Source organism: Cryobacterium levicorallinum (assembly GCF_004402405.1).
GTDB classification, from domain to species: Bacteria; Actinomycetota; Actinomycetes; order Actinomycetales; family Microbacteriaceae; genus Cryobacterium; species Cryobacterium levicorallinum.
This window is the reverse complement of the sequence record NZ_SOFE01000022.1, coordinates 331,241-356,839: the sequence shown is the minus strand read 5'-3', so window position 1 is coordinate 356,839 and position 25,599 is coordinate 331,241. Positions and strand designations below refer to the sequence as shown.

The following is a 25,599-nucleotide window of genomic DNA, read 5'->3' as shown; positions in this document are numbered from 1 at the left end:
TTTCTAAGTTAAGTCCGGCGGTGTCTTACTCTCCCACAGGGTCCCCCCTGCAGTACCATCAGCGCTGAGAGTCTTAGCTTCCGGGTTCGGAATGTGACCGGGCGTTTCCCTCTCGCTATAGCCGCCGAAACATCTTCCGATGAATCGATTCTATATTTTTTAGTTATAGAGTCCCCTTGACAGGGACGTTGTTCTCGACCGTACATCGAGAACCACATAGTGGACGCTAAAGCAGCTTCTTCAAACTGAGTGTTATCAAATTATCGGCTTATTAGTACCGGTCAGCTCCATGGGTCTTTAGTCCCCACTTCCACATCCGGCCTATCAACGCAGTAGTCTAGCTGCGAGCCTCTCCCCCGAAGGGATGGAAATCTCATCTCGAAGCCGGCTTCCCGCTTAGATGCTTTCAGCGGTTATCCGTTCCGAACGTAGCTAATCAGCGGTGCTCCTGGCGGAACAACTGACACACCAGAGGTTCGTCCATCCCGGTCCTCTCGTACTAGGGATAGATCTTCTCAAATTTCCTGCGCGCGCAGCGGATAGGGACCGAACTGTCTCACGACGTTCTAAACCCAGCTCGCGTACCGCTTTAATGGGCGAACAGCCCAACCCTTGGGACCTACTCCAGCCCCAGGATGCGACGAGCCGACATCGAGGTGCCAAACCATGCCGTCGATATGGACTCTTGGGCAAGATCAGCCTGTTATCCCCGAGGTACCTTTTATCCGTTGAGCGACAGCGCTTCCACAAGCCACTGCCGGATCACTAGTCCCGACTTTCGTCCCTGCTCGACTTGTCAGTCTTACAGTCAAGCTCCCTTGTGCACTTACACTCGACACCTGATTACCAACCAGGTTGAGGGAACCTTTGGGCGCCTCCGTTACTTTTTAGGAGGCAACCGCCCCAGTTAAACTACCCACCAGGCACTGTCCCTGAACCGGATCACGGTTCGAAGTTAGGTATCCAATATGACCAGAGTGGTATTTCAACAATGACTCCACCTGAACTAGCGTCCAAGCTTCACAGTCTCCCACCTATCCTACACAAGCCACACCGAACACCAATACCAAGCTGTAGTAAAGGTCACGGGGTCTTTCCGTCCTGCTGCGCGTAACGAGCATCTTTACTCGTAATGCAATTTCGCCGAGTTCGCGGTTGAGACAGCTGGGAAGTCGTTACGCCATTCGTGCAGGTCGGAACTTACCCGACAAGGAATTTCGCTACCTTAGGATGGTTATAGTTACCACCGCCGTTTACTGGGGCTTAAATTCTCAGCTTCGCCTTGCGGCTAACCGTTCCTCTTAACCTTCCAGCACCGGGCAGGCGTCAGTCCGTATACATCGTCTTGCGACTTAGCACGGACCTGTGTTTTTAGTAAACAGTCGCTTCCCACTGGTCTCTGCGGCCTTCGAACGCTCCCGGAGCAAGTCCGTTCACGCCTCAGGCCCCCCTTCTCCCGAAGTTACGGGGGCATTTTGCCGAGTTCCTTAACCACGATTCTCTCGATCTCCTTAGTATTCTCTACCTGATCACCTGAGTCGGTTTGGGGTACGGGTGACTAAAACCTCGCGTCGATGCTTTTCTTGGCAGCATAGGATCACTGATTTCACCCTTACGGGCTACCCATCGGGTCTCAACCTTATATGAGAGACGGATTTGCCTATCTCTCGGCCTACATCCTTAGACCGGGTCAACCATCGCCCGGCTCAGCTACCTTCCTGCGTCACACCTGTTAATACGCTAACCGCACCAGCATAGGGTCGCACGCTAGGCCCCACGCTTCACCCCGAAGGGATCCATCTAGGGGATTCAGATGCTTAGCATTACTGGATTAGTTTGGGCGGTTTTTCGTCAGTACGGGAATATCAACCCGTTGTCCATCGACTACGCCTGTCGGCCTCGCCTTAGGTCCCGACTTACCCAGGGCGGATTAGCCTGGCCCTGGAACCCTTGATCTTTCGGAGGACGGGTTTCTCACCCGTCTTTCGCTACTCATGCCTGCATTCTCACTCGTGTAGCCTCCACGGCTGGTTTACACCGCCGCTTCGCTGGCCACACGACGCTCTCCTACCCATCAACACGGCTGAACCAACCACACAAGGTGGCGGCTTACCAAAAATATCAATGCCACAACTTCGGTGGCGTGCTTGAGCCCCGTTACATTGTCGGCGCGGAATCACTTGACCAGTGAGCTATTACGCACTCTTTCAAGGGTGGCTGCTTCTAAGCCAACCTCCTGGTTGTCTGTGCAACTCCACATCCTTTCCCACTTAGCACGCGCTTTGGGACCTTAGTTGGTGGTCTGGGTTGTTTCCCTCTCGACGATGAAGCTTATCCCCCACCGTCTCACTGCTGCGCTCTCACTTACCGGCATTCGGAGTTTGGCTGACGTCAGTAAGCTTTTGGGCCCCATCGGCCATCCAGTAGCTCTACCTCCGGCAAGAAACACGCAACGCTGCACCTAAATGCATTTCGGAGAGAACCAGCTATCACGAAGTTTGATTGGCCTTTCACCCCTATCCACAGCTCATCCCCTCCATTTTCAACTGAAGTGGGTTCGGTCCTCCACGACGTCTTACCGTCGCTTCAACCTGGCCATGGATAGATCACTTCGCTTCGGGTCTAGGACATGCGACTGAATCGCCCTATTCAGACTCGCTTTCGCTACGCATTCCCCTCTCGGGTTAAGCTCGCCACATATCACTAACTCGCAGGCTCATTCTTCAAAAGGCACGCTGTCACCAGAACAAAGCTGGCTCCAACGGTTTGTAAGCAAACGGTTTCAGGTACTATTTCACTCCCCTCCCGGGGTACTTTTCACCTTTCCCTCACGGTACTTGTTCACTATCGGTCATGTAGGAGTATTTAGGCTTATCAGGTGGTCCTGACGGATTCACACGGGATTTCTCGGGCCCCGTGCTACTTGGGATACTTCTCGGGCGATTGCTGCATTTCGACTACGGGGTTCGCACCCTCTATGACCAGGCTTTCAATCCTGTTCGTCTATACAACGTTCTAACCCTTACCATTCGGTAGAATAGGCAGAAAAGTCCCGCAACCCCGACCATGCAACGCCTACCGGCTATCACACATGATCGGTTTAGCCTCATCCGGGTTCGCTCGCCACTACTAACGGAATCACTGTTGTTTTCTCTTCCTGTGGGTACTGAGATGTTTCACTTCCCCACGTTCCCTCTACCCGCCCTATATATTCAGGCGGGAGTCACCAGGTCACCTTACGGGCCTGGCGGGGTTTCCCCATTCGGACATCCTCGGATCACAGTTCGTTTATCAACTCCCCGAGGCTTATCGCAGATTACTACGTCCTTCTTCGGCTCTACATGCCAAGGCATTCACCGTTTGCTCTTAAAAATTTGAAATCACATGAGTTTGAATCGATTAAGTATGCCGAATAAATTCGACATCGAAATTGACCAATGATCTAATTGCTTAGATCTTTGTAATTTGCTCTCTTACGAGAGTCAAATTTAAGATGCTCGCGTCCACTGTGTAGTTCTCAAAGTACGGGCGGTACCCCTCCACGCCGGCAAGTGATGCCAACGCACAGAAGTCCAGAAGAAACAGATCAACCACAACCGAAGTTGTCANGGCTCTACATGCCAAGGCATTCACCGTTTGCTCTTAAAAATTTGAAATCACATGAGTTTGAATCGATTAAGTATGCCGAATAAATTCGACATCGAAATTGACCAATGATCACGCACTCAATAAAGAGTGCATAGATCTTTGTAATTGACCGCACCATCTAAAAGATGCTGCGGCAAATTTAAGATGCTCGCGTCCACTGTGTAGTTCTCAAAGTACGGGCGGTACCCCTCCACGCCGGCAAGTGATGCCAACGCACAGAAGTCCAAAAGAAACAGATCAACACCAGGACTTTCATCCCGGGTTGTTCCGGTCCCTCAGGACCCAACAGCGTGCATATACAAGTCTCTCCAACACCTACTTTTCCAACCTCGTTCTCACGAACCAGGCGTACCGAGTAGATCTCAGCCGTTCTTGCATCAATGTCAATGTTCCACCCATGAGCGCCATCAGAAGACATTCGCTTCCGTATGACTGGCCGCCATATTCCGCTGTATACAGACGGGACGGCACGTGCTCCTTAGAAAGGAGGTGATCCAGCCGCACCTTCCGGTACGGCTACCTTGTTACGACTTAGTCCTAATCACCAATCCCACCTTCGACAGCTCCGTCCCTTACGGGTTCGGCCACTGGCTTCGGGTGTTACCGACTTTCATGACTTGACGGGCGGTGTGTACAAGGCCCGGGAACGTATTCACCGCAGCGTTGCTGATCTGCGATTACTAGCGACTCCGACTTCATGAGGTCGAGTTGCAGACCTCAATCCGAACTGAGACCGGCTTTTTGGGATTCGCTCCACCTTGCGGTATCGCAGCCCTTTGTACCGGCCATTGTAGCATGCGTGAAGCCCAAGACATAAGGGGCATGATGATTTGACGTCATCCCCACCTTCCTCCGAGTTGACCCCGGCAGTATCCCATGAGTTCCCACCATTACGTGCTGGCAACATAGGACGAGGGTTGCGCTCGTTGCGGGACTTAACCCAACATCTCACGACACGAGCTGACGACAACCATGCACCACCTGTATACCGACCTTGCGGGGCGACCATTTCTGGCCGTTTCCGGTATATGTCAAGCCTTGGTAAGGTTCTTCGCGTTGCATCGAATTAATCCGCATGCTCCGCCGCTTGTGCGGGCCCCCGTCAATTCCTTTGAGTTTTAGCCTTGCGGCCGTACTCCCCAGGCGGGGAACTTAATGCGTTAGCTGCGACACGGAGACCGTGGAATGGTCCCCACATCTAGTTCCCAACGTTTACGGCATGGACTACCAGGGTATCTAATCCTGTTCGCTCCCCATGCTTTCGCTCCTCAGCGTCAGTTACGGCCCAGAGATCTGCCTTCGCCATTGGTGTTCCTCCTGATATCTGCGCATTCCACCGCTACACCAGGAATTCCAATCTCCCCTACCGCACTCTAGTCTGCCCGTACCCACTGCAGGCCCGAGGTTGAGCCTCGGGTTTTCACAGCAGACGCGACAAACCGCCTACGAGCTCTTTACGCCCAATAATTCCGGACAACGCTTGCACCCTACGTATTACCGCGGCTGCTGGCACGTAGTTAGCCGGTGCTTTTTCTGCAGGTACCGTCACTCCCAGGAAAACCCAGTCGCTTCTTCCCTACTAAAAGAGGTTTACAACCCGAAGGCCTTCGTCCCTCACGCGGCGTTGCTGCATCAGGCTTGCGCCCATTGTGCAATATTCCCCACTGCTGCCTCCCGTAGGAGTCTGGGCCGTGTCTCAGTCCCAGTGTGGCCGGTCACCCTCTCAGGCCGGCTACCCGTCGTCGCCTTGGTGAGCCATTACCTCACCAACTAGCTGATAGGCCGCGAGCTCATCCTTGACCAAAATTCTTTCCACCCCAGAAGATGCCTTCCAAGGTAATATCCGGTATTAGCTACAGTTTCCCGCAGTTATCCCAGAGTCAAGGGCAGATTGCTCACGTGTTACTCACCCGTTCGCCACTGATCCAAGGAGCAAGCTCCTCTTCACCGTTCGACTTGCATGTGTTAAGCACGCCGCCAGCGTTCGTCCTGAGCCAGGATCAAACTCTCCGTAAATGTTTGAATAGCTACCCGCCCCATATAAATACGAAACGAACGCCCATCTAGTGCACCCACCAACCGGAATAGGCTGAGAAGATGCAAGTTTGAAACTGACAAGAACAAATCATTACTGACTTGCTTTGTTTAGTTGCCTAGTCCAAAGACCAGGACTTGTTCAATATTATTTCCAAAGGAATCTCCCAGCTGCACCCCGCTAGAAACGGGCCACAACCACGAGGTTTTTGGCATTTGACATTGTGCACGCTGTTGAGTTCTCAAGGATCGGACGCACCCGACATCAGGCCCTGTTCTGGGCTGTCGCTCCGGGGCAACTTGTCTAACTTAGACCCTCCAACCAGTCCCTGTCAAATCGAGGAAACACCCAGTTTCAGACGCAAAACAGCGACCAAAACCACGCGACTCAACCAACCAGAAACAGCAAGAAGGACTTACAATCCTAGCCCAACACAGACGCACTTGAAACAAGCACCCTACATTGATCTGGCTAGAAGATGGTCCCACATGAGGCCGGAAAGCACTACGGCTTTCCGCACCTTTGGGGTACGTATAGATACGTTACGGCCAGACCACCCACCCGTCAAAACGCCCCCCACCCGGGCGTGTCGCACCGCTCCGCAACCACTCGCCGGCCTTCACGGCCGCAGACCAGCCCGCGCTGGTCGACGGCGATCTCGACAAGCTCGATCGACGGAATGGGGCGTTTTAGAGACCGGCCCGCGCTCTACTCATGAACCGATCCACCGAGAAAGCCGGGCCCACCTTCGGGAACCGGGCCCACGATAGAACATGGGCCCGCTTTCCGGGCCCGAGCCCGAGCCCCGAACCTATCCATGGATGGACCGACCGGGGCTGGCTGCGGGTGACGGGGTAAGGCGGGGTGCCACACCCCACTGGAGACGGCTAAGTCGCGGGGGCCTCGGCGACGAAGAGCTCGCTCACGGAGTTGTAGTACTGGTCGGTTCTCCCCTTGTGCGTCATACCGATGCGCAGGCAGACCCGTTGCGACGGACGATTGCTCGGGGTGGTCACGGCCACCACCCGGTCGAGTCCCGTCTTCCACCCTTCGGCCAGTACAGCGGATGCCGCCTCGGTCGCGTAGCCGTGGTGCCACGCGTTCGGGTGAAAGTGCCAGCCGATCTCGGTATCCCCCGACGGTTCAAGCGGCGTGACCGGGCTCGAAGCTGGAATCGACTTGAGCAGCAGGTTCCCGAAGATTTCGCCGGTGTCAGCATCTGTTACGGCCCTGATGGCGTGAATGGGGTGTTCCATTCCCTGCCACCGGGTGATCACGGCGATCGCCTCGGCGCGGTCGGTCATCACCCGCGGATGCAACCCGATGTGTTGCTGCACGGACCACAACGAGTACAACCCGAAGACGAAGTCGGTGTCATCGAGGGTCCAGGGGCGCAGCAGCAGGCGTTCGGTTCGAAGAGTGTCCACGTCGACATCTTGCCACCCACACCTGCCCGACCCCTGCACCGAGCTCGCGCCTCGAAACAGCTACTCGACGAAAATGCCGGCGAGCGTCTTCTTGCCGCGACGCAGTACAGCCACTCCCCCGGGAAGCACCGATCCTTCGACGGTCAGGTCGACGCTGGTGACCTTCTCGTTGTTCAGGTAGACCCCGCCCTGCTGCACCGCGCGGCGCGCGTCACCGAGACTCTTCGACAATTCCGTGTCGACGAGCAACTGCAATACGGTGGCGTGCGGCGCCGTCGTGGTGTGCGGAAGTTCGCGCAGCGCGGCCTCGAGGGTATCGGGGTCGAGTTCAGCAAGGTCGCCCTGACCGAACAGCGCCTCGGCGGCGTGGATGGCAGCATCCGTCGCCGCCTGGCCGTGCACGAGGCTGGTCACCTCGAGGGCGAGTCGGCGCTGCGCTTCCCGGCGGAACGGTTCGTTTTCGACAAGCTCGGCGAACCGATCGATTTCGATCCGTGACAGAAACGTGAACACCTTGAGCCGAAAAACCACGTCGGCATCGTCAGTGTTGAGCCAGAACTGATAAAAGGCGTAGGGGCTCGTCAGGTTGGGGTCCAGCCAGACCGCGTTGCCCTCACTCTTGCCGAATTTGGTGCCGTCGCTGTTAGTGATGAGCGGCGTGCCGATCGCGTGCACGCTGCCGCTTTCGGCCCGACGGATGAGATCGGTTCCGCTCGTGAGATTGCCCCACTGATCGCTGCCACCGGTCTGCAACACACAGTTGTAGCTGCGGAACAGTTCGAGGTAGTCCAGGCCCTGCAGAATCTGGTAGCTGAATTCGGTGTAGCTAATGCCGGCATCAGAATTTAGCCGCGCGCTGACAGCATCCTTTTTGAGCATCGTGCCAACGCGGTAGTATTTGCCGATTTCCCGCAGAAAATCGATCGCGGAAAGCGGTGCGGTCCAGTCCAGGTTGTTCACCAGGGTGACGGCGTTATCGCCCTCTGAGCTCAAGAACCGCGAAACCTGGGCCTGCAGGTAGCCGACCCATTCTGCGACGGTATCGGTTGGGGTCAGCGTGCGCTCGGCGGTCGGGCGCGGATCCCCGATGAGTCCCGTGGATCCGCCGACCAGTCCAAGCGGATGATGCCCGGCCAGCTGCAGGCGCCGCATTAGCAGCAGCTGCACGAGATTGCCGAGGTGCAAGCTCGGCGCGGTCGGGTCGAATCCGCAGTAGTAGGTGATCGGACCGCCATCGAGCAGCGCTTTGAGCTCGGTCTCGTCGGTGGAGACGTGCACGAGGCCGCGCCAGTTGATCTCCTCCCAGACGGAATCGAAAGAGGGATCGTTGGTCTGCTGGGCGAGGATGGTGGGGTCTGACACGCGTTCAGATTACCAGCCGTGGCGGCCTCGACGAGTTGCGGGCGGCATCCGCTCGTCTCAAAGAGCAATTTAGTCTAAAACCTATATCTCATTTGATTTAGTCTGTGACCTGAATTATACTGAGTGCAGGACGGAGCCTCAGCCCATGTTTGTCATCACCGCTGACCAGATTGACAGCCGCAACGATCACGATCGAGCGCGGGAGATGATCGCGCGACTCGTGGACCAGAGCCCGCACGCATATAGTCTGCCGCCCGACCAGACGGCGGGCGATGAGATCCAATTGCTTGTCTCGACGGCCCGGCCAACGCTCAACGCCATTCTCACGCTACACCGTTCCGGCCACTGGAGCGTCGGACTCGGGGTGGGCACCGTACGCACTCCCCTGCCGGCGTCGACACGGCAGGCCACCGGTGGCGCGTTCATCGCAGCCCGCGAGGCCGTACTTCGGGCCAAGAAGACAGAGACGCACTTTGCGCTCGACGTCGGTCAAACGGATGCCGCAGCCCCCGGCATCGAGGCACTCCTCACCATGCTCCTGCTGCTGCGTCAACGCCGCTCCCCGCAGGGCTGGCAGGCCGGTGATCTGTTCGAAAGCGGACTGGCCCAGACCGACATCGCGGACAGGCTCGGCATCACCACCGGGGCGGTGAGCCAGCGGCTCAAAGCGGCGCAGTACCGGGTCGAGCAGGCCGCACGGCCGGCGTTGGTTAGGCTGCTAGAGCAACTCGATGCTGGCCCGAACACCGGCCCGAACGAAACGGAACCCGCATGACTTTCACCGTTCTCACGTTTCTGTACTGGGTCGTCCTACTCCTGGTCACCCTCGCCGCGCTCACCAGCGCCGCGATCGCCTTCAAGTTGCATCGGCAGCTCTACGCCGTCGCCGCCATCGCTGGACTGGCCGTCGCGCTGGTGTTGGCCGCTGTCCCCGTCGGGCCCGGCCCGAGCGCTTTCGGCATTGTGCTCGGCATGCTGGCCCTGGCCCTCGCCGTCATCGGCGGCGGCCCCGTCGCGGTACTCGCCCTCGATCTCGCCACCAACAACTCGGTGCCGCCGGGCCAGCACGGTGGAATCATGGTTCTGAACGCCGGAAAACCGGCCCCGACCATGGCCGGGATCAGTGATCCGGAGACCCACGAGGTGCTGCGCGGGGGTGTGACCATCGGCATCCTGGAACGTCTCGCCGTGGCCGGCGCTATTCTGGCTGGCTTCCCCGAGGCCATCGCCGTCGTCGTCGCCATCAAGGGTGTCGGCCGGTTCACCGAGCTGGCCGCGGCAGAATCGCGTGAGAGGTTCATCATCGGCACCCTGTCAAGCCTCACCTGGGCCTGTGCCTGCGCCGCCCTCGTGCCGATGGCACTGGTCTAGCGCCGCTCTTTTCGACGGCCTGAACGGATGCCTCCCCCGGCATCCAAAACCACCACGAGGACTCGATTCCAAGCGCCAACCCCACTGACTTTCCAGCCGGGCCGGACGCGTTCGGCACGGTTACCGGCTGAGCTCCGCCGTCAGGTCGCGTACCCGGTTGACCAGGTGGGCCCGCTGCTCGGCGACGCGCACCGGCGCGGTTCCGCCGGCGCCGTCGCGGCTGTCGACCGATCCGCGGATGGTGAGCACCTCGCGCACCTCCGGAACGAGGTGCGGCGAAATCGCCAGCAGCGCCGCGTCGTCGACCTCGTGCAGGTCGAGTCCGTTCGTCTCGGCGAACTTCACCAGCGAACCGGTGATCTCGTGCGCATCACGGAACGAAACGTGGCGTTTGACCAGCCATTCGGCGACATCCGTGGCGAGGGAGAACCCCTGCGGCGCGAGCTCGGCCATCCGCTCGGTGTGGAAGGTGAGTGTCGCGACCATGCCGGTGAAGGCGGGCAACAGTACTTCGAGGGTCTGGATCGAGTCGAAGACCGGCTCTTTGTCTTCCTGCAGGTCGCGGTTGTAGGCGAGCGGCAGGCCCTTGAGCGTGGTGAGCAGCCCGGTGAGGTTGCCGATCAGGCGGCCCGACTTGCCGCGAGCGAGCTCGGCGATGTCTGGATTCTTCTTCTGCGGCATGATCGAGGACCCGGTGGAATAGGCGTCGTCGAGGGTGACGAACCCGAATTCGCGGGTGTTCCAGAGAATGATCTCTTCGGCCAGCCGCGACATGTCGATGCCGATTTGAGCGGTGATGTAGGCGAATTCGGCGACCAGGTCGCGGCTCGCGGTGCCGTCGATGGAGTTCTCAACCACGGCGGCGAAGCCCAGGTCGACGGCGACGAGATGCGCGTCGAGACCGAGGGTATTGCCGGCGAGGGCGCCTGAACCGTAGGGGGACGCATCCGCTCGCCGGCCCCAGTCCGCGAAGCGGTCGAGGTCGCGCACGAGTGGCCAGCAGTGCGCCAGCAGGTGGTGGGCGAGCAGCACCGGCTGGGCGTGCTGCAGGTGGGTGCGGCCGGGCATGATGGCCCCGGAGTGCGCTTCGGCCTGAGCGGCGAGGGCGTCGATCAGTTCGATGACGAGGGAGGCGAGAATGGCGGCGTGGTCGCGCAGCCACATGCGCACAAGCGTTGCGACCTGGTCATTGCGGCTGCGGCCGGCGCGAAGTTTGCCGCCGACCTCGACGCCGATGATGTCGATGAGGCCACGTTCAAGGGCCGAGTGCACGTCTTCATCGGCTTCGGCTGGCAGAAATTCGCCGGACACGACGGCGCGCTCGAGTTGTTCGAGCGCGCCGACCATCTGGGTCAATTCGGTGTCGGTGAGATATCCGGCGGCGGCGAGGGCCCTAGCATGCGCGCGGCTGCCCTGCAGGTCGTATTCGGCCAGCATCCAGTCGAACTGGGTCGACTTGCTCAGCCGTGCCAGTTCCGGCGACGGTCCCCCGGCGAAACGGCCGCCCCAGAGGGCACCAGCTCGGCCGGCGCGGTTTTTCTCACTCGACACGGATGCCCTACTTCGCGGCGGCGTCGCGTCGTGCGGCGACCTTGCTCGGCAGCGACCACAGCTCGATGAAGCCCTTCGCCATGGTCTGGTCGAAGGAGTCGCCGGTGTCGTAGGTGGCGAGGTTGAAGTCGTACAGGCTGGTCGTGCTCGAACGCCCCGTGACGACGGCAGTGCCGGCGTGCATTTTTAAACGGATGTCGCCGGTCACGTACTTCTGAGTGTCCTCGATGAACACGTCGAGGCTCTTCTTCAGGCCGGAGAACCACAGGCCGTCGTAGACGAGCTCGGCCCATTTGCTCTCGACGCCGCGCTTGTAGCGGGCGACGTCACGTTCGACGGTCATGTTCTCTAGCTCTTCGTGGGCGGCGATGAGCGCCATTCCCGCGGGGGCTTCGTAGATTTCACGGCTCTTAATGCCGACCAGACGGTCCTCGACGATGTCGATGCGACCGACACCCTGGTCGCCGGCGAGACGGTTCATGAGCTGGATCATCTGCAGCGGGGTGACCTTCTTGCCGTCGATGGCGACGGGCACACCCTGCTCGAAGGAGATGACGACCTCGGTCGGGGCGCGGGTGACCGACGGGTCCTGCGTGTAGGTGTACAGGTCTTCGATCGGCGCGTTCCACGGATCTTCGAGGAATCCGGTCTCGACTGCGCGACCCCAGACGTTCTGGTCGACCGAGTACGGGCTCTTCTTGGACTGCACGATGGGCAGGTCATGCTTGGCGGCGTACTCGATGGCTTTGTCGCGGGTCAGCGCGAAGTCGCGGACCGGGGCGAGCGAGGTCAGCTCGGGGGCGAGCGCGGCGACGGCGGCTTCGAATCGAACCTGGTCGTTGCCCTTACCGGTGCAGCCGTGGGCGACGCTGTCGGCGCCGAGTTCCTTGGCGGTGGAGGCGAGGTACTTGGCGATCAGCGGGCGGCTGATGGCTGAGACCAGCGGATAACGCTTCTGGTACAGGGCGTTGGCCTTGAGTGTCGGGATGATGTAGTCGTTGGCGAACTCGTCCTTGGCGTCGATGACGATGGATTCGACGGCGCCGCAGTCGAGGGCGCGCTGACGGATTACGTCCATGTCTTCGCCCTCCTGTCCGACGTCGACGGCGAGGGCTACAACCTCTTTGCCGGTGGCATCTTTGAGCCAGCCGATGCCGACCGAGGTATCCAGTCCCCCCGAGTATGCGAGTACAACGCGTTCCGCCATGGTTCTCCCTAAAATCTTGATCTGTCTAAAGTTTACGTGCTGTGGCGCGGCCCCCGGTCGCCCGGTCGCCCGCCCGCTTCTCTCACTCTTTCCGGGCCCAGGCCCGGTCAGAAAGCATGAGAGCGGATGGCCGCGATCGGGTCGGTCAGGCCGCGTTGTGGGCGAGCAGCCAGACCAACAGCGCCTTCTGGGCGTGCAGGCGGTTCTCCGCCTCGTCCCAGATGATGCTCTGCGGGCCGTCGATGACGTCGGCGGTCACCTCGTAGCCGCGGTCGGCCGGCAGGCAGTGCATGAAGTGCGCGCCCGGCTTGGCCAGGCTCATCAGTTCCGCGTCGACCCGGTACTGGCCGAGGTCGCCGAGGCGCGCGGCCTTCTCCTCTTCCTTACCCATCGACACCCAGGTATCGGTGATGACCACATCGACACCGGTGACGGCCTCGCGCGGGTCAGTGAACAGCGCGACCGAGCCGCCGGTCTGGGCGGCGATGGCGGTCGCATCCGCTACGACCTGATCGGTGGGGGTGTACCCGACCGGCGACGCGATACGCACGTGCATCCCCGCAGTCGCGCCGGCGAGCAGGTAGGACTGGCCCATGTTGCAGGCGCCGTCGCCGAGAAAGGCGAGGATCTGGCCGGCCAGGTCGCCGCGGTGTTCCCGGATGGTGAGCAGGTCGGCGAGCAGCTGGCAGGGGTGAAAATCATCGCTGAGCGCGTTGATGACCGGCACCGTGGTACCGAGCGCCATTTCTTCGAGTCCGGCCTGACCGTAGGTGCGCCAGACGATTGCGGCGACCTGGCGTTCCAACACGCGAGCGGTGTCGGCGGCGGTTTCCTTGCCGCCGAGCTGGCTGTTCGCGGTGCTGATGATGAGCGGGCTGCCGCCGAGGTCGGCGATGCCGACCGCGAAGGACACCCGGGTGCGGGTCGAAGACTTGTCGAAAATGACCGCCACGGTCTGCGGGCCATTGAGCGGGCGCACCGCGAATCGGTCTCGCTTCAGCTCCAGGGCCAGGTCGAGAATCTCGGCCTGTTCGGCCGGGGAGATGTCGTCGTCGCGCAGGAAATGGCGGGTCACGGTGTCACTTTCGGTTGGAATGCTTTTAGCGGGCAAGCGGATGCCGCTCCAGCGGCCCCGCACGGTTCCCAGCAAGCACAGAGGGATTCGTCCAGCCTAGAGGCTGGCCAGGGCTCGCCCGAACCGGTCCTGGAAGTCGGCGAGTTCGGTGTCACCCACGATCAGCGGTGGGGCGATTCGAATGCTGGTCTCATTGGCGGCGTTGACGATCAGGCCCTCGGCCAAAGCGGCAGCTCCCAGCTTCAACGCGACCGGTTCGGTCAGGCCGATGCCGAGCAGCAGTCCGCGCCCACGCACTTCCTCGATCCAGGGAGACTTGAAACCGAGAATGATCTCGCGCAGCTGCTGGCCCCTTAAGGTGGCGTTGGCGGCGAGATCGTCGCGTTCGATCACGCCGAGCACCGCGTTCGCGGTCGCGGTCACCAGCGGATTCCCGGCGAAGGTCGAGCCGTGCTGGCCACGGCGAAACAGTTCGGAGGCCCAGCCAAAGGTGACGAGCGCACCAATGGGAACACCGCCGCCCATCCCTTTGGCGATGGTGACAGCATCCGGAAGAATGTCGGCGTGGTTGTAGGCGAACCAGGCGCCGGAACGAGCGATGCCGGTCTGGATCTCATCGAGGATGAGCAGCACACCGTGCTCGGTGCACAGCTCCCGCGCACGCTTCAGATAGCCATCGGGCAGGTCGATGACGCCGGCCTCGCCCTTGACCGGTTCGAGAAACAGTGCGGCGACGGTGGTGTCGATGGTCGCTTCGAGTGCCTTGATCGTGCTGTCGATGTGTTCGACGCCGCCGGGAACCGGTTCGAAGGCCTCGCGCATGTGCGGTTTGCCGGAGAGCGCGAGGGCTCCCATGGTGCGACCGTGGAAGGAGTCGTGCAGCGAAATAATGCGGTTGCGGTGGCCCTTATTGTTGAGGCGGGCCAGTTTGAACGCGGCCTCGTTGGCCTCGGCGCCGGAGTTGCAGAAGTAAACCCGACCTTCGTCGCCGGCGCCGGTGATGCGCTTGAGACGTTCGGCCAGCTCGATCTGCGGCGGCGTGGCGAAATAGTTGGAGACGTGGCTGATCGTGCCGATCTGCTTCGTGACGGCGGCGACGACCTCGGGGTGGGCGTGGCCGAGCGAGTTCACGGCGATGCCGGCCAGAAAGTCGAGGTACTGGGTGCCTTTTTCGTCCCAGACATAGCAGCCCTCACCGCGCACGAGCATGGCCAACGGCGGGCTGAAGGTTTTCATCATCGCGTCGGCGAAACGGTCTTGCCAGGGATGTTGAGTCATGCGGGTACTACCTCCGTGCCGATGCCGCTTCCAGTAAAAATTTCGAGCAGGATCGAGTGCGGCACTCGCCCGTCGATGATCGCGGCCTTGGCGACGCCGCCCTCGACGGCGTCGAGGCAGGCGGTCATTTTGGGGATCATGCCTGATTCCAGCTGCGGAAGCAGACCGCGCAGCTCGACCACGTCGATGATCGACACCAGCGAATCCCGGTTCGGCCAGTCTCGGTAAAGCCCGGCGACGTCGGTGAGAATCACGAGCTTCGCCGCGCCGAGCGCGATCGCGAGTGCGGCAGCAGCAGCGTCGGCGTTGACGTTGAGGGACTGGCCGGGGACATCCGTATCGGGGGCGATCGACGAGACCACCGGGATGCGGCCTGCCGCGAGCTGGGCGAGCACCGCTTCGGGGTCGACGTCGATGACGTCGCCGACCAGTCCGAGGTCGACTTCTTCGCCGTCGATGACCACGCCGCGACGTCTTCCGCGGAACAGGCCGGCGTCTTCGCCGGACAGTCCGGCGGCGAGCGGACCGTGCTGGTTGATGTGGCTGACCAGGTCGCGGTTGATCTGGCCGGTGAGCACCATGCGCACCACGTCCATCGCTTCGGGCGTGGTCACCCGGTAGCCGCCGCGAAACTCGCTCTCGATGCCGAGGCGCTTGAGCATGGCCGAGATTTGCGGGCCGCCGCCGTGCACGACGACCGGGCGAATTCCGGCGTAGCGCAGGTAAACCATGTCCTCGGCGAAGGCGCGTTGCAGCTCTTCGCTGACCATGGCGTTGCCGCCGAATTTCACGACGATGATCTGGTCGTGAAAGCGTTTGAGCCAGGGCAGCGCTTCGATCAGCGTCGCGGCTTTGACGGATGCTTCGGCCTGGCTGGTTTCGTCTGCGTGGGTGATGTCGGTCATATTCAGCTCGAGTACGCGCTGTTCTCTTCGACGTAATCGTGGGTGAGGTCGTTGGTCCACAGCGTGGCCGTTTCACTACCCGCGTGCAGGTCGATCAATACAGTCACGGCGCGGCCCGAGAGGTCGACGAGTTCGCGCGGCTGGTCGGGCTCCCCCGCTGTGCAGACCTGCACACCGTTGATGGCGACATCGATGCCGTAGGGGTCGAATGCGGCGTCCTGAACCGGTACCGTTCCGACGGCGGCGAGCACTCGGCCCCAGTTGGGGTCGTTGCCGAAGATGGCCGACTTGAACAGGTTGCTACGCGAGACCGCACGGGCCACGGTGACGGCTTCGTCGTCGGAGACGGCGTTGGTGACCGTGATCGCCACGTCGTGCGCGGCGCCCTCGGCGTCACCCTGCAGCTGCAGGACCAGGTCGCGGCAGGTGTCGGTGAGCGCTTTGCTGAATTCCGCGTGGTCGGTGGGGACGGCACTCGCCCCGGAGCAGAGCAGGCTCACGGTGTCGTTGGTCGACATGCAGCCATCGGAATCGAGGCGGTCGAAAGTGACCCGGGTCGCCGCGCGGAGCGCAGTGTCGAGGTCGGTCGAGCTGAGCACGGCGTCGGTCGTGATGACGACGAGCATCGTGGCCAGTCCCGGCGCGAGCATACCGGCACCCTTGGCCATTGCGCCAATGCTCCAGCCGTGAGGCGAGGTGTGGGAGGCCTGCTTCGGGCGAGTGTCGGTGGTCATGATAGCCTGCGCGGCCAGGAGGCCGGCTTCGGGCGTGGTGGCGGCATCCGTTTTGATGGCGAGGGTAGCGTCCCAGACGCCGGCGGTGACGAGGTCGAGGTCGAGCTGTTCTCCGATCAGCCCGGTGGAGCAGACCAGTACGTCGCCGGAGGAGATGTCGAGGCGCGTGGCGACCGCTTCGGCGGTGGCATGGGTGGTCTGGAAGCCGATGCTGCCGGTATAACAGTTGGCGCCGCCCGAGTTGAGCACGATCGCGCTGACCCGGCCGTCGCTCATGACCTGGGTGCTCCAGATGACGGGGTTGGCCTGGCAGCGGTTGCTCGTGAACACGGTCGCGGCGTTCTGCAGCGGACCGAGATTTTGCACGAGGGCGAGGTCGAGCCCGCCGGACTTTTTCAGGCCGGCGGTGACACCGGCAGCAGCAAAACCGGCGGGAAGGGTGACACTCACGGAGCAACTCCATTCAGGGTCAGACCGAGCGTTTCGGTCAGGCCCAGGGCAATGTTGGCGGATTGGATGGCAGCGCCGGCGGTGCCCTTAACAAGATTATCGATGGCGGTGATCGTGACGACCCGGCCGGCTGCTACGTCGACGGCCAGGCCGATCAGGGCTGTGTTCGCGCCGATAACGTCAGCCGTGCGCGGAAAGTGCCCCTCGGGCAGCAGGTGCACGAACGGTTCGTCGGCGTAGGCGCTCTGCCAGGCGGCACGCACGACCGCGGCGCTGGTGCCCGGCACAATTCGAGCGGTCGCGGTGGCGAGGATACCGCGAGCCATCGGCACGATCACCGGGGTGAACGAGATGGTGGCGTTGGTTTCGGAGCCGGCCCAGCGCAACGACTGCACGATCTCGGGAATGTGCCGGTGGGTGCCGCCGACGGCGTAGGGGTTGGCCGAGCCGAGGATCTCGGCCGCGAGGTTGGGTAGCTTCAGGCTCTTGCCGGCACCGCTCGGGCCGACGGCGAGCACCGCGACTAGGTCCTGCGCCTCGATCACGCCGGCCTGGATGCCGGGAGCCAGGGCGAGGGCGACCGTGCTGGCGTTGCAACCGGGGGCGGCGATGCGGCGGGCACCGACCAGTCGGTCGCGCTGCTTGCCGGTGCCGATCAGCAGTTCTGGTACGCCGTAGCTCCAGGCGCCAAAGTAGTCGCCGCCGTAGAACGCGGCCCAGTCGTCGGGGTTCTCGAGGCGATGGTCGGCGCCGCAATCGATGACGAGGGTGTCGGCCGGCAGGTGCGCGGTCAGCTCGCCGGATTTTCCGTGCGGCAGGGCGACGAAGACGACGTCATGCCCGCTGAGGTTTTGCGGGGTCGTGTCGACCAGGGTCAGGTGGGCGAGGGAACGCAGCGATGGTTGCACATCGATGAGGAGCTGCCCGGCATTGCTGTGCGCGGTGACCGTGCGCACCTCGAATTCGGGGTGTCCGGCGAGCAGCCGCAGCAGTTCGCCGCCCGCATACCCGCTCGCGCCCGCCACTGCCACCGAAAAAACCATGGGTTAAACCTAGCGCGGCCCCGGCGGCCCCGGTTCCGCATCGGCGCGCGGCGTCATGCGCGAGTTCGGTGCGGTCCCGGCCGCATCCGAACGCTGCACCTCGCAGCCCGAACAGCGGATGCCGCGGGCCGACCCCGCAGGGTCGGGCCGCGGCATCCGCTCACCAGCGTTTACTCGCGCAGGGTCGCGCCGAACCGGTCGGCCGCGAGAGCGACACCGGCCAGGCGCGCAGCGCTGGCTTCGGCAGCGGTCAGCGTGCGTTCCTCACCGCGAAAACGCAGCGCGAAGGTGAGTGATTTCTGGCCGGGTTCGACTCCGGCACCGCGGTAGTCATCGACCAGTTCGATGCTCTCGAGCAGGTCACCGGCGCCCTCCGCCACGGCCGCACGCAGGTCAGCAGCCGGCACGGAGGCCGCCACGACGAGCGAGAGGTCCTGGGTGGCGGCGGGCATCGTGCGGATCGGCGTGACCGTATTGATCACTCCGGCCTGCGCGAAGACGAGCGCGAGGTTAATCTCTGCGACGGCGACGACTGCGGGCAGGTCGTAGTCGTCGGCTACCGCGGGCAGTAGTTCGCCGGCAAATCCAACCGACACCGTGGCGGCGGTGCCCGGAGCAGCGACGAACAGTTCGGCGGTGCGCCCGGGGTGCATCGCCGGGTGCCGACCCTGGCGAACCTCGATGCGCACCCCGGTGGCCAGCGCCACCTGCTGCACGGCGGCCAGCGCCGACTGCCAGCCGGCGGCGACGGCAGCCTGGCCCGGCTGGTGCCGCACGTCGTTGCCGATGAGAACGACGCCGACCAGAAGCGGCTGCGGCACAATCCCCGCGTTCAGCGCCGCCTCATCCTGCGTGCTCGGACGTGCGGCCCCGGCGGGAAGCACAGCCATGCCGTAGCTCACCCCGGCCACGGGCCGAAAGACCAGGCCCTGCTCGTAGATGGCCACATCGACGAGCCCGCGAGAACGGTTGCGGTGCGCGATCTGCAGCATTCCGGGCAGGATCGAGGAGCGCAAGTACGGCGCCTCACCGTCGAGCGGGTTGGCGACCTTCATCTGGGGCACCGCGACCGGGGCAGCGGATGCCGCAGCACCGTCGGTGCTGTCAGTATCCGTCTGCGACGGCACGACGGCCACACCGAACAGGTTGTTCGCCTGCTCGGAGACGAACGGATAGGTCAGCACCTCACTGTGGCCGGTGGCGGCGAGGGTCTGCGCGACCGTGCGGCGCAGCGTCTGGGTGTGCGTCAGGCCGCGGCCGGGCGGCGCGACCGGCAGAACCGAGGGAATCTTGTCGTATCCGACAATGCGGGCGACCTCCTCGGCCAGGGTCCACTTGTCGGTGAGGTCAGGGCGCCAGCTCGGCGGAGTGACCTGCAGGTCGCCGTCGGCTTCCTCGAGGGAGGCACCGACGTCGACCAGGGCAGCACGCACCTCGTCGCCAGTGTAGGCAAAGCCGATCAGGCCCGACACGAATCCGGTCGGCAGCAGAATCGGCTGTGCGGCCGGCGCCTCGTTGTAAACCGACCCGAGGTTGTCGGCAACTCCCCCGGCAAGTTCCACCAGCAGCTGCACCACGCGGGCGGCGGCAACGGCAGCAACCTGCGGGTCGACGCCACGTTCGAACCGCTTGCTCGCCTCGCTAGGCAGCTTGTGGCGGCGGGCCGAGCGCGCAATGGACACCGGGTCGAAGTTGGCGGCCTCGACGAGCACATTGACGGTCTCCGAGCTGATCTCGGTGTTCGCCCCTCCCATCACTCCGGCCAGGCCTATTGGCCCGGATTCGTCGGTGATCAGCAGATCTTCGATGTTGAGCGTGCGGGTGACGGCGTCGAGCGTGGTGAATTTCTCGCCGGCGGTCGCGCGTCGCACGATGATGCCGCCGGCCAGCTTGTCGAGGTCGTAGCCGTGCAGCGGCTGGCCGAGCTCGAACATCACGTAGTTGGTCACGTCGACTACGAGCGAGATCGAGCGGATGCCGACCAGCCCCAACCGGGCGATCATCCAGGCCGGGGTTGGCCGGGTCGGGTCGACGCCGCGCACGACGCGGGTCACGAACACCGTCGCACCGGTCCGGTCCCGAATCGGGGCCTGGTCGTCGATCGTGACCGGGAACCGAGTGACCGGGGCCACGACGGTGAGGGCGAGTGCGGGGTCCCGAAACGGTACGCCGGTCGCGTGCGAATATTCGCGGGCGACGCCGCGAATGGAGAAGGCGTAGCCGCGGTCAGGCGTCACGTTGATCTCGACGGCGCTGTCGTCCAGGCCCAGCAGGGGGATGGCATCCGTTCCCACCGGGGCGTCGATGCCGAGCGATGACAGCAGCAGAATGCCATCGTGCTCGTCGCCAAGGCCGAGTTCACGGGCCGAGGCGATCATACCGTCGGAGACGTGGCCGTACGTTTTGCGGGCGGCGATCGGAAACGGTCCCGGCAGCGAGGCGCCGGGCAGGGTCACAACGACCTTGTCGCCGACGGCGAAGTTGTGCGCACCACAGATAATGCCGTGCACCGCCGGGCCGCCGTCGGCGGCGAGTTCACCCTCGGGGGCTACGCGCACCTGGCACCAGTTGATGGTCTTGCCGTTGCTCTGCTCTTCGCCGACGAATTCGAGTACCTCGCCGACCACGATCGGGCCGGACACCTCGAAGCGGTGGATGTCTTCTTCTTCGAGGCCGACACTGACGAGAGCGGCGTGCACGTCTTCCGGCGTCGTGCCGGGCGCGAGGTCGACGAATTCGCCGAGCCAGGACAGTGGTACCCGCATTAGATCGTCATCCCATACTGCTGGCTGAACCGGATATCGCCTTCGACCATGTCGTGCATGTCCTTTACGTCATTTCTAAACATCACTGCTCGTTCCACGCCGACGCCGAACGCGAACCCGGAGTACACCTCGGGGTCGATTCCGGCGGAGCGCAGCACGTTAGGGTGCACCATGCCGCAGCCGCCCCACTCGATCCAGCGCGCGCCGTCCTTGAAGGTCGGGTGCCAGACGTCGAGCTCGGCGCTCGGTTCGGTGAACGGAAAGTAGTTCGGGCGCAGGCGTACCTTGGCTTCGGGGCCGAACAAGGCCTGCACGAAGTGGTCGAGCGTGCCGCGCAGGTTCGCCATGGTGAGGCCCTTGTCGATGGCGATGCCCTCGATCTGGTGGAACACCGGCGTGTGCGTCGCGTCGAGCTCATCGGTGCGAAACACCCGTCCGGGCGCGACCACGTACACCGGAAGCTCGCGGCTGAGCAACGCGCGCAGCTGCACGGGCGAGGTCTGCGTGCGCAAAACGAGGTGGGCATCCGTCGGTTCGACGAAGAAGGTGTCCTGCATGGCGCGGGCGGGGTGGTCCTCGTCGAAGTTGAGCCCGTCGAAGTTGAACCATTCGCTCTCGAGCTCCGGTCCTTCGGCTACTTCCCAGCCCATGGCCACAAACACGTCGGCGGCCCGTTCGGTCAGCAGTGAAATCGGATGCCGCGCCCCGGCTTTCCAAGCGGATGCTGCGGCCGTCACGTCCACCGTTTCGGCGAGCAGCCGGGCGGCGGCTTCAATCGCACCGATCTCGTCTTCGCGGGCGGTCAGCGCCTTCGTGACAGCGCCGCGGGCCTGGCCGACGAGCTTGCCGGCGGCGGCCTTCTGGTTTCCGGGCACGCTGCGCATGAGCGCGTTGAGCTTCGACAACGGCGACGACTCCCCCGCGTGCTCGCTGCGCACACGCTTGAGCGCGGCGGTCGTAGTGGCGGCAGCGATGGCGGCTAATGCCGCGTCAACCGCGGCGTTGACGGCGTCTTCGGAGATCAACGGCTCCGGCTGAGCGGATGCGACGGCGTCAGGTGCCGCCGGATCGGATGGTGTGGTGGGCTCTGGGGGAACGCTGGGAACAGACACAAGGCCCAAGTTTAGCGGGCTTGCTACTGGCCTCTGCTCTGCGCACCCAGTGCGCGCGGGTCGACGAGGTTCGGGTCGATCGGCGGCGTAGGGTCGGGTTTGATGAGCTTGCCAGCCTGTGGCCCGGTGCGCTTGGCGATTCGGCGGGCCAGCCAAGACAGCGACAGGTTCATCGTCAGGTAGATGGCAAGCACGACGAAGAAGAACGAGAACTGGTATTGGTTGCCGAAGAAGGTACCCAGGTTGTAGTTTCCGGAGCGCATCAGTTCGGGGTAGCCGACCACAAAGGCCAGCGAGGTGTCCTTGAGCAGCACAACCAGCTGCGCGATGATGATCGGAAGCATCTGGCGAAACGCCTGCGGAAATTCGATGCGAAAACGCGTCGCGATCGGCGTCAGGCCGATGGCCAGCCCAGCTTCACGCTGTCCGCTCGGCAGGGCGTTGATGCCCGCGCGCAGGGCCTCGCCAATGATTGCACCGTTATAGACGGCCAGGGCGGCCACGCCGGCCCAGAACGAACCGGTAGAAAAGACCAGCAGGATGAACAGCATCATCAGCAGCACGGGCATGCCGCGGAAGAATTCGAGCACGATCGTGGTCGGGATGCGGATCCAGGCGGCGCCGGAGGAACGGCCGAAGGAGAAGAGAACGCCGATCACGAGGGCAAAAGCCGCCGCGACGAAGGCCATCCGCAGCGTGTTTAAGGCGCCGATGCCCAGGGTGCGCCAGACCTGCACGTCGTTGAGGACGTCCCAACGGGAGGCATCCCAGATGCCGGGCTGCACGGCCCCGTTGGCACTCGTCTTGGGAAGGCCCAAAACCACGATCAGGGTCAGCAAAGCACCAACAATGATGACGACGCCGACGACGGAGAAGATCTTGGAGCGGAAGCGGGCTCGGGGGCCGGGAACGTCGTAGAGCACGGAGGTCATCGGAGTACCGCCACCTTCTTCTCGATCCTGCCGGCGATGAAGCCCAAAGGAATGGTGATGATGAGGTAGAACGCGGCAACCGCGAGCAGGATCGCAATGACGGCGTCCCCACGATCGTTGGTGATACGGCGAGCCGCCCCGAAAAGTTCAAAGACGAAGAATGCGCCGGCGACCGAGGTGTTCTTGGCCAGGGCGATGAACACGTTGATCAGCGGGGGGATCACCATTCGGAACGCCTGCGGCAGAACGATAAAGGAGAGCGTCTGGCCAAAGGTCAGGCCGACACTACGGGCGGCCTCGGCCTGGCCCACGTGCACGCCGTTGACGCCGGAGCGCAGCGCTTCGGCGACGAACGGCGAGGTGTACACCGTCAGGCCGATCGCAGCGAGCTGAAAGTACCCCGGCGAGAATTGCAGGTAGGGCAGCAGGTAGGCGCAGAAGAACAACACGAGCGTGAGCGGTGTGTTACGCACAATTTCGGTGTAAACCGTGGCGAAGGCCCGGAGCGATGCCACGGGTGAGATGCGCATTGCGGCGACGAGCACGCCGAGGATGAATGCGCCCACGCCGGCGACAGCGAGGAGGCCCAGCGTGTTCCGGAAGCCTTCCAAGAACAACGGCAGGTTGTCGATAACTGCGTCCACAACTCACCTCCCCTTCTGTAGATGTAAAACTGTGTGAGCGACCGGATAGATCGTAGTGCGGGTTCACCCGGATGGCCCGTCCGTGAGACGAACGGGCCATCCGGACTGAGCGCGAGTGCGCTGCTGCTGCAATCGACCTAGTAGCGGTCGACGGCCGGCGGCTCTGGGGTGTCGAGAACGCTGCCCGCGGTGGCTTCCCAGGCTTTCACCCACGTTCCGTCTTCGTAGGAGGCTTCGAGTACATCGTTGATGAAGTTACGGAACTCCGTGTCTTCGAGCGCAACGCCGATACCGTAGGGCTCCTCGGTAAACGGGTTGTTGACGACCTCGAACTCATCACCGTTCTGGTCGGCGAGGCCCGCGAGAATCACGTTATCGGTGGTCACAGCGGCGACTTCGCCGCTGCGCAGCGGGCCGAGGCAGTTGGAATAAGCATCCGTGGCGATGATGTCCGTCGTGTACTCGGCGATGTTCTTCTCCGAAGTAGAACCGCTCACGGTGCAAACAGCCTTACCGGCGAGGTCCTCTGGGCCGGTAATGTCGGTGTTGCCCGCGAGCACGAGCAGGTCCTGCCCGGCCGAGTAATACGGTCCGGCGAAGGAGACGGATTCCTTGCGCGTATCGTTGATCGTGTAGGTGGCGACAACCATATCGACCTGGCCGTTGATGATGAACGGCTCGCGGTTCGCGGAGATGGTTTCGATCCAGTTGATGTTGTCGGCGCTGATTCCGAGCGCACCGGCGACGAGCTTGCCGATCTCGATGTCGAAGCCGATGGGGTCTCCCGTGCCCTTGAGGCCGAAGAGCGGCTGGTCGAACTTGGTGCCGATGGTGATCTCGCCGGCTTCGGCGAGGGCGGCCATGGTAGTTCCCGCTTCGAATTCGGGGGCGTCGGCTACGTCGACCGTGTCGGTGGTTGCCCCGGAGTCGGTGCAACCGCTGAGTACGAGTGCGCTGGCGAGGGCAAGGGCCGAAATTGCAAGGCCTTTTTTGAGTCTCATTTGTGTCTGCTCCTGATTGCTGTGAGGTGCTCTGGACGATCTTGCACACTGACTAGTGGACAAGAGATCTAGTGGAAGAAAGTTTTAGTGGTCGAGAATTTTGGAGAGGAAGTCCTGAGCGCGGGTGGTCTGCGGGTTCGTGAAGAATTCCTCCGGGGAGGTCTCCTCGACGATTTCGCCCTCCGCCATGAAGATGACGCGGTCTGCGGCCCTGCGGGCGAAGCCCATCTCGTGCGTCACGACGATCATGGTCATACCGTCGTTGGCGAGGTCGACCATGACCTCGAGCACCTCATTGATCATCTCCGGGTCGAGGGCACTGGTCGGCTCGTCGAGAAGGATGACCTTCGGATCCATGGCCAGGGCACGCGCAATGGCGACGCGCTGTTGCTGGCCACCGGATAACTGTGCGGGCATCTTCTGCGCCTGGTTGGCTACTCCGACACGGTCGAGCAGTGCCATCGCCTTCTTCTCGGCGTCGGCTTTCTTGAGGCCGCGCACCTTGATCGGACCGAGGGTCACATTTTCAAGCACGGTCTTGTGCGCAAACAGGTTGAAGGCCTGAAAGACCATGCCGACGTCCGCACGCAGGTGGGCCAGGGCTTTGCCCTCTTCCGGAAGCTTGACGCCATCGATGGTGATGACGCCGCCATCGATGGTCTCGAGGCGGTTGATGGCCCGGCAGAGCGTCGATTTTCCCGACCCACTTGGTCCGATCACGACGACCACCTCGCCGCGGTTGACTACGGCGTTGATGTTCTTGAGAACGTGCAGTTCTCCGTAGTGCTTGTTGATGTCCTTGACGACGACTAGCGGTTCGCCCCGACGAACGGTGATATTCGAGGTGGCCGGGGACGAATCTATTGGCTCCATACCCCCCAACTTAGAACAGATCACCGGATGAGGGGTGCCAAATTCCCGGACAGTAACGCATTTGTAACAGTCCAGGCATCCGTCGTCTGTGCTATGTAGCAGGTCAGCCGGCGGTCTCCGGCCGGGCACCGGCCGGCCCGTCCAGCGGCTCGGTCGCCGCAGAAAAAGGGTCGGCTCGGCCATGCC

At 62.5% G+C, this 25,599-nt stretch carries 17 protein-coding genes and 3 rRNA genes; 2 read left to right on the top strand and 18 right to left on the bottom strand.

What is annotated here, in order from left to right; translation table 11 throughout:
• Nucleotides 1-12: 12 nt before the first annotated feature.
• The 5 genes from rrf to tyrS all read right to left on the bottom strand — a co-directional run bounded on the left by rrf (nt 13) and on the right by tyrS (nt 8,472).
• Nucleotides 13-129, bottom strand: a 5S ribosomal RNA gene (gene rrf, locus E3O11_RS12075).
• Between the two features lie 122 nt (nt 130-251).
• Nucleotides 252-3,380: ribosomal RNA gene (locus E3O11_RS12070) — 23S ribosomal RNA — on the bottom strand.
• A 750-nt stretch (nt 3,381-4,130) separates the two neighbouring features.
• A 16S ribosomal RNA gene (locus tag E3O11_RS12065) occupies nt 4,131-5,664 on the bottom strand.
• The 16S, 23S and 5S rRNA genes sit together here, the layout of an rRNA operon.
• A 906-nt stretch (nt 5,665-6,570) precedes the next feature.
• Nucleotides 6,571-7,110 (bottom strand): GNAT family N-acetyltransferase, encoded by a 540-nt coding sequence (locus E3O11_RS12060; RefSeq protein WP_092449814.1) that lies wholly within the window; start codon nt 7,108-7,110, stop codon nt 6,571-6,573.
• A gap of 60 nt (nt 7,111-7,170) precedes the next feature.
• On the bottom strand, nt 7,171-8,472 hold the full coding sequence (tyrS, locus tag E3O11_RS12055; protein ID WP_092449816.1) for a tyrosine--tRNA ligase: 1,302 nt from the start codon (nt 8,470-8,472) through the stop codon (nt 7,171-7,173).
• A 145-nt stretch (nt 8,473-8,617) separates the two neighbouring features.
• Between tyrS and E3O11_RS12050 the strand changes: the two genes are divergently transcribed.
• Both E3O11_RS12050 and E3O11_RS12045 read left to right on the top strand, forming a co-directional pair.
• Nucleotides 8,618-9,247 (top strand): hypothetical protein, encoded by a 630-nt coding sequence (locus tag E3O11_RS12050; protein WP_092449818.1) that lies wholly within the window; start codon nt 8,618-8,620, stop codon nt 9,245-9,247.
• Nucleotides 9,244-9,843, top strand: coding sequence for a hypothetical protein (locus E3O11_RS12045; RefSeq protein ID WP_092449820.1), 600 nt, complete (start codon nt 9,244-9,246; stop codon nt 9,841-9,843). Before E3O11_RS12050 ends, E3O11_RS12045 begins: the two co-directional genes overlap by 4 nt.
• A gap of 120 nt (nt 9,844-9,963) precedes the next feature.
• Here E3O11_RS12045 and argH read toward each other — a convergent pair whose 3' ends face one another.
• The 13 genes from argH to E3O11_RS11980 all read right to left on the bottom strand — a co-directional run bounded on the left by argH (nt 9,964) and on the right by E3O11_RS11980 (nt 25,413).
• On the bottom strand, nt 9,964-11,394 hold the full coding sequence (argH, locus tag E3O11_RS12040) for an argininosuccinate lyase (protein ID WP_092449822.1): 1,431 nt from the start codon (nt 11,392-11,394) through the stop codon (nt 9,964-9,966).
• A 7-nt stretch (nt 11,395-11,401) separates the two neighbouring features.
• On the bottom strand, nt 11,402-12,601 hold the full coding sequence (locus tag E3O11_RS12035) for an argininosuccinate synthase (RefSeq protein ID WP_092449824.1): 1,200 nt from the start codon (nt 12,599-12,601) through the stop codon (nt 11,402-11,404).
• Nucleotides 12,602-12,746: 145 nt separating this feature from the next.
• Nucleotides 12,747-13,676: an ornithine carbamoyltransferase gene (gene argF / locus E3O11_RS12030; RefSeq protein WP_092450122.1), complete on the bottom strand. Its 930-nt coding sequence runs from the start codon at nt 13,674-13,676 to the stop codon at nt 12,747-12,749.
• Between the two features lie 96 nt (nt 13,677-13,772).
• The gene (locus E3O11_RS12025) at nt 13,773-14,954 is read right to left on the bottom strand and encodes an acetylornithine transaminase (protein WP_092449826.1); all 1,182 of its coding nucleotides are present in this window, start codon (nt 14,952-14,954) and stop codon (nt 13,773-13,775) included.
• A complete protein-coding gene (gene argB / locus E3O11_RS12020; protein WP_092449828.1) occupies nt 14,951-15,859 on the bottom strand; it encodes an acetylglutamate kinase in 909 nt (302 codons plus the stop codon). The genes E3O11_RS12025 and argB overlap by 4 nt, the downstream gene beginning before the upstream one ends.
• A gap of 2 nt (nt 15,860-15,861) precedes the next feature.
• Nucleotides 15,862-17,043 (bottom strand): bifunctional glutamate N-acetyltransferase/amino-acid acetyltransferase ArgJ, encoded by a 1,182-nt coding sequence (gene argJ / locus E3O11_RS12015; RefSeq protein WP_092449830.1) that lies wholly within the window; start codon nt 17,041-17,043, stop codon nt 15,862-15,864.
• Nucleotides 17,040-18,086, bottom strand: a complete 1,047-nt coding sequence (argC, locus tag E3O11_RS12010; protein ID WP_092449832.1) for an N-acetyl-gamma-glutamyl-phosphate reductase — start codon at nt 18,084-18,086, stop codon at nt 17,040-17,042. The genes argJ and argC overlap by 4 nt, the downstream gene beginning before the upstream one ends.
• 170 nt (nt 18,087-18,256) lie before the next feature.
• Nucleotides 18,257-20,851, bottom strand: a complete 2,595-nt coding sequence (pheT, locus tag E3O11_RS12005; protein ID WP_092449834.1) for a phenylalanine--tRNA ligase subunit beta — start codon at nt 20,849-20,851, stop codon at nt 18,257-18,259.
• Nucleotides 20,851-21,876 (bottom strand): phenylalanine--tRNA ligase subunit alpha, encoded by a 1,026-nt coding sequence (pheS, locus tag E3O11_RS12000; RefSeq protein WP_092449836.1) that lies wholly within the window; start codon nt 21,874-21,876, stop codon nt 20,851-20,853. Before pheS ends, pheT begins: the two co-directional genes overlap by 1 nt.
• Nucleotides 21,877-21,986: 110 nt before the next feature.
• Nucleotides 21,987-22,895 (bottom strand): amino acid ABC transporter permease, encoded by a 909-nt coding sequence (locus E3O11_RS11995; RefSeq protein WP_092449838.1) that lies wholly within the window; start codon nt 22,893-22,895, stop codon nt 21,987-21,989.
• Entirely contained in the window at nt 22,892-23,539 is a 648-nt protein-coding gene (locus E3O11_RS11990; protein ID WP_092449840.1) for an amino acid ABC transporter permease, read from the bottom strand. Before E3O11_RS11990 ends, E3O11_RS11995 begins: the two co-directional genes overlap by 4 nt.
• Nucleotides 23,540-23,676: 137 nt before the next feature.
• Entirely contained in the window at nt 23,677-24,540 is an 864-nt protein-coding gene (locus E3O11_RS11985) for a glutamate ABC transporter substrate-binding protein (protein WP_092449842.1), read from the bottom strand.
• Nucleotides 24,541-24,624: 84 nt separating this feature from the next.
• The gene (locus E3O11_RS11980) at nt 24,625-25,413 is read right to left on the bottom strand and encodes an amino acid ABC transporter ATP-binding protein (RefSeq protein WP_092449844.1); all 789 of its coding nucleotides are present in this window, start codon (nt 25,411-25,413) and stop codon (nt 24,625-24,627) included.
• Nucleotides 25,414-25,599: the final 186 nt, after the last annotated feature.

Excerpts from the sequence above, each read along its gene's own strand:
- E3O11_RS12050 (WP_092449818.1), top strand. The coding sequence starts at position 8,618 with ATGTTTGTCATCACCGCTGACCAGATTGACAGCCGCAACGATCACGAT.
- E3O11_RS12045 (WP_092449820.1), top strand. The coding sequence starts at position 9,244 with ATGACTTTCACCGTTCTCACGTTTCTGTACTGGGTCGTCCTACTCCTG.
- E3O11_RS12035 (WP_092449824.1), bottom strand. The coding sequence starts at position 12,601 with ATGGCGGAACGCGTTGTACTCGCATACTCGGGGGGACTGGATACCTCG.
- E3O11_RS12025 (WP_092449826.1), bottom strand. The coding sequence starts at position 14,954 with ATGACTCAACATCCCTGGCAAGACCGTTTCGCCGACGCGATGATGAAA.
- argB (WP_092449828.1), bottom strand. The coding sequence starts at position 15,859 with ATGACCGACATCACCCACGCAGACGAAACCAGCCAGGCCGAAGCATCC.
- argC (WP_092449832.1), bottom strand. The coding sequence starts at position 18,086 with ATGGTTTTTTCGGTGGCAGTGGCGGGCGCGAGCGGGTATGCGGGCGGC.
- pheT (WP_092449834.1), bottom strand. The coding sequence starts at position 20,851 with ATGCGGGTACCACTGTCCTGGCTCGGCGAATTCGTCGACCTCGCGCCC.
- E3O11_RS11995 (WP_092449838.1), bottom strand. The coding sequence starts at position 22,895 with ATGACCTCCGTGCTCTACGACGTTCCCGGCCCCCGAGCCCGCTTCCGC.
- E3O11_RS11985 (WP_092449842.1), bottom strand. The coding sequence starts at position 24,540 with ATGAGACTCAAAAAAGGCCTTGCAATTTCGGCCCTTGCCCTCGCCAGC.
- E3O11_RS11980 (WP_092449844.1), bottom strand. The coding sequence starts at position 25,413 with ATGGAGCCAATAGATTCGTCCCCGGCCACCTCGAATATCACCGTTCGT.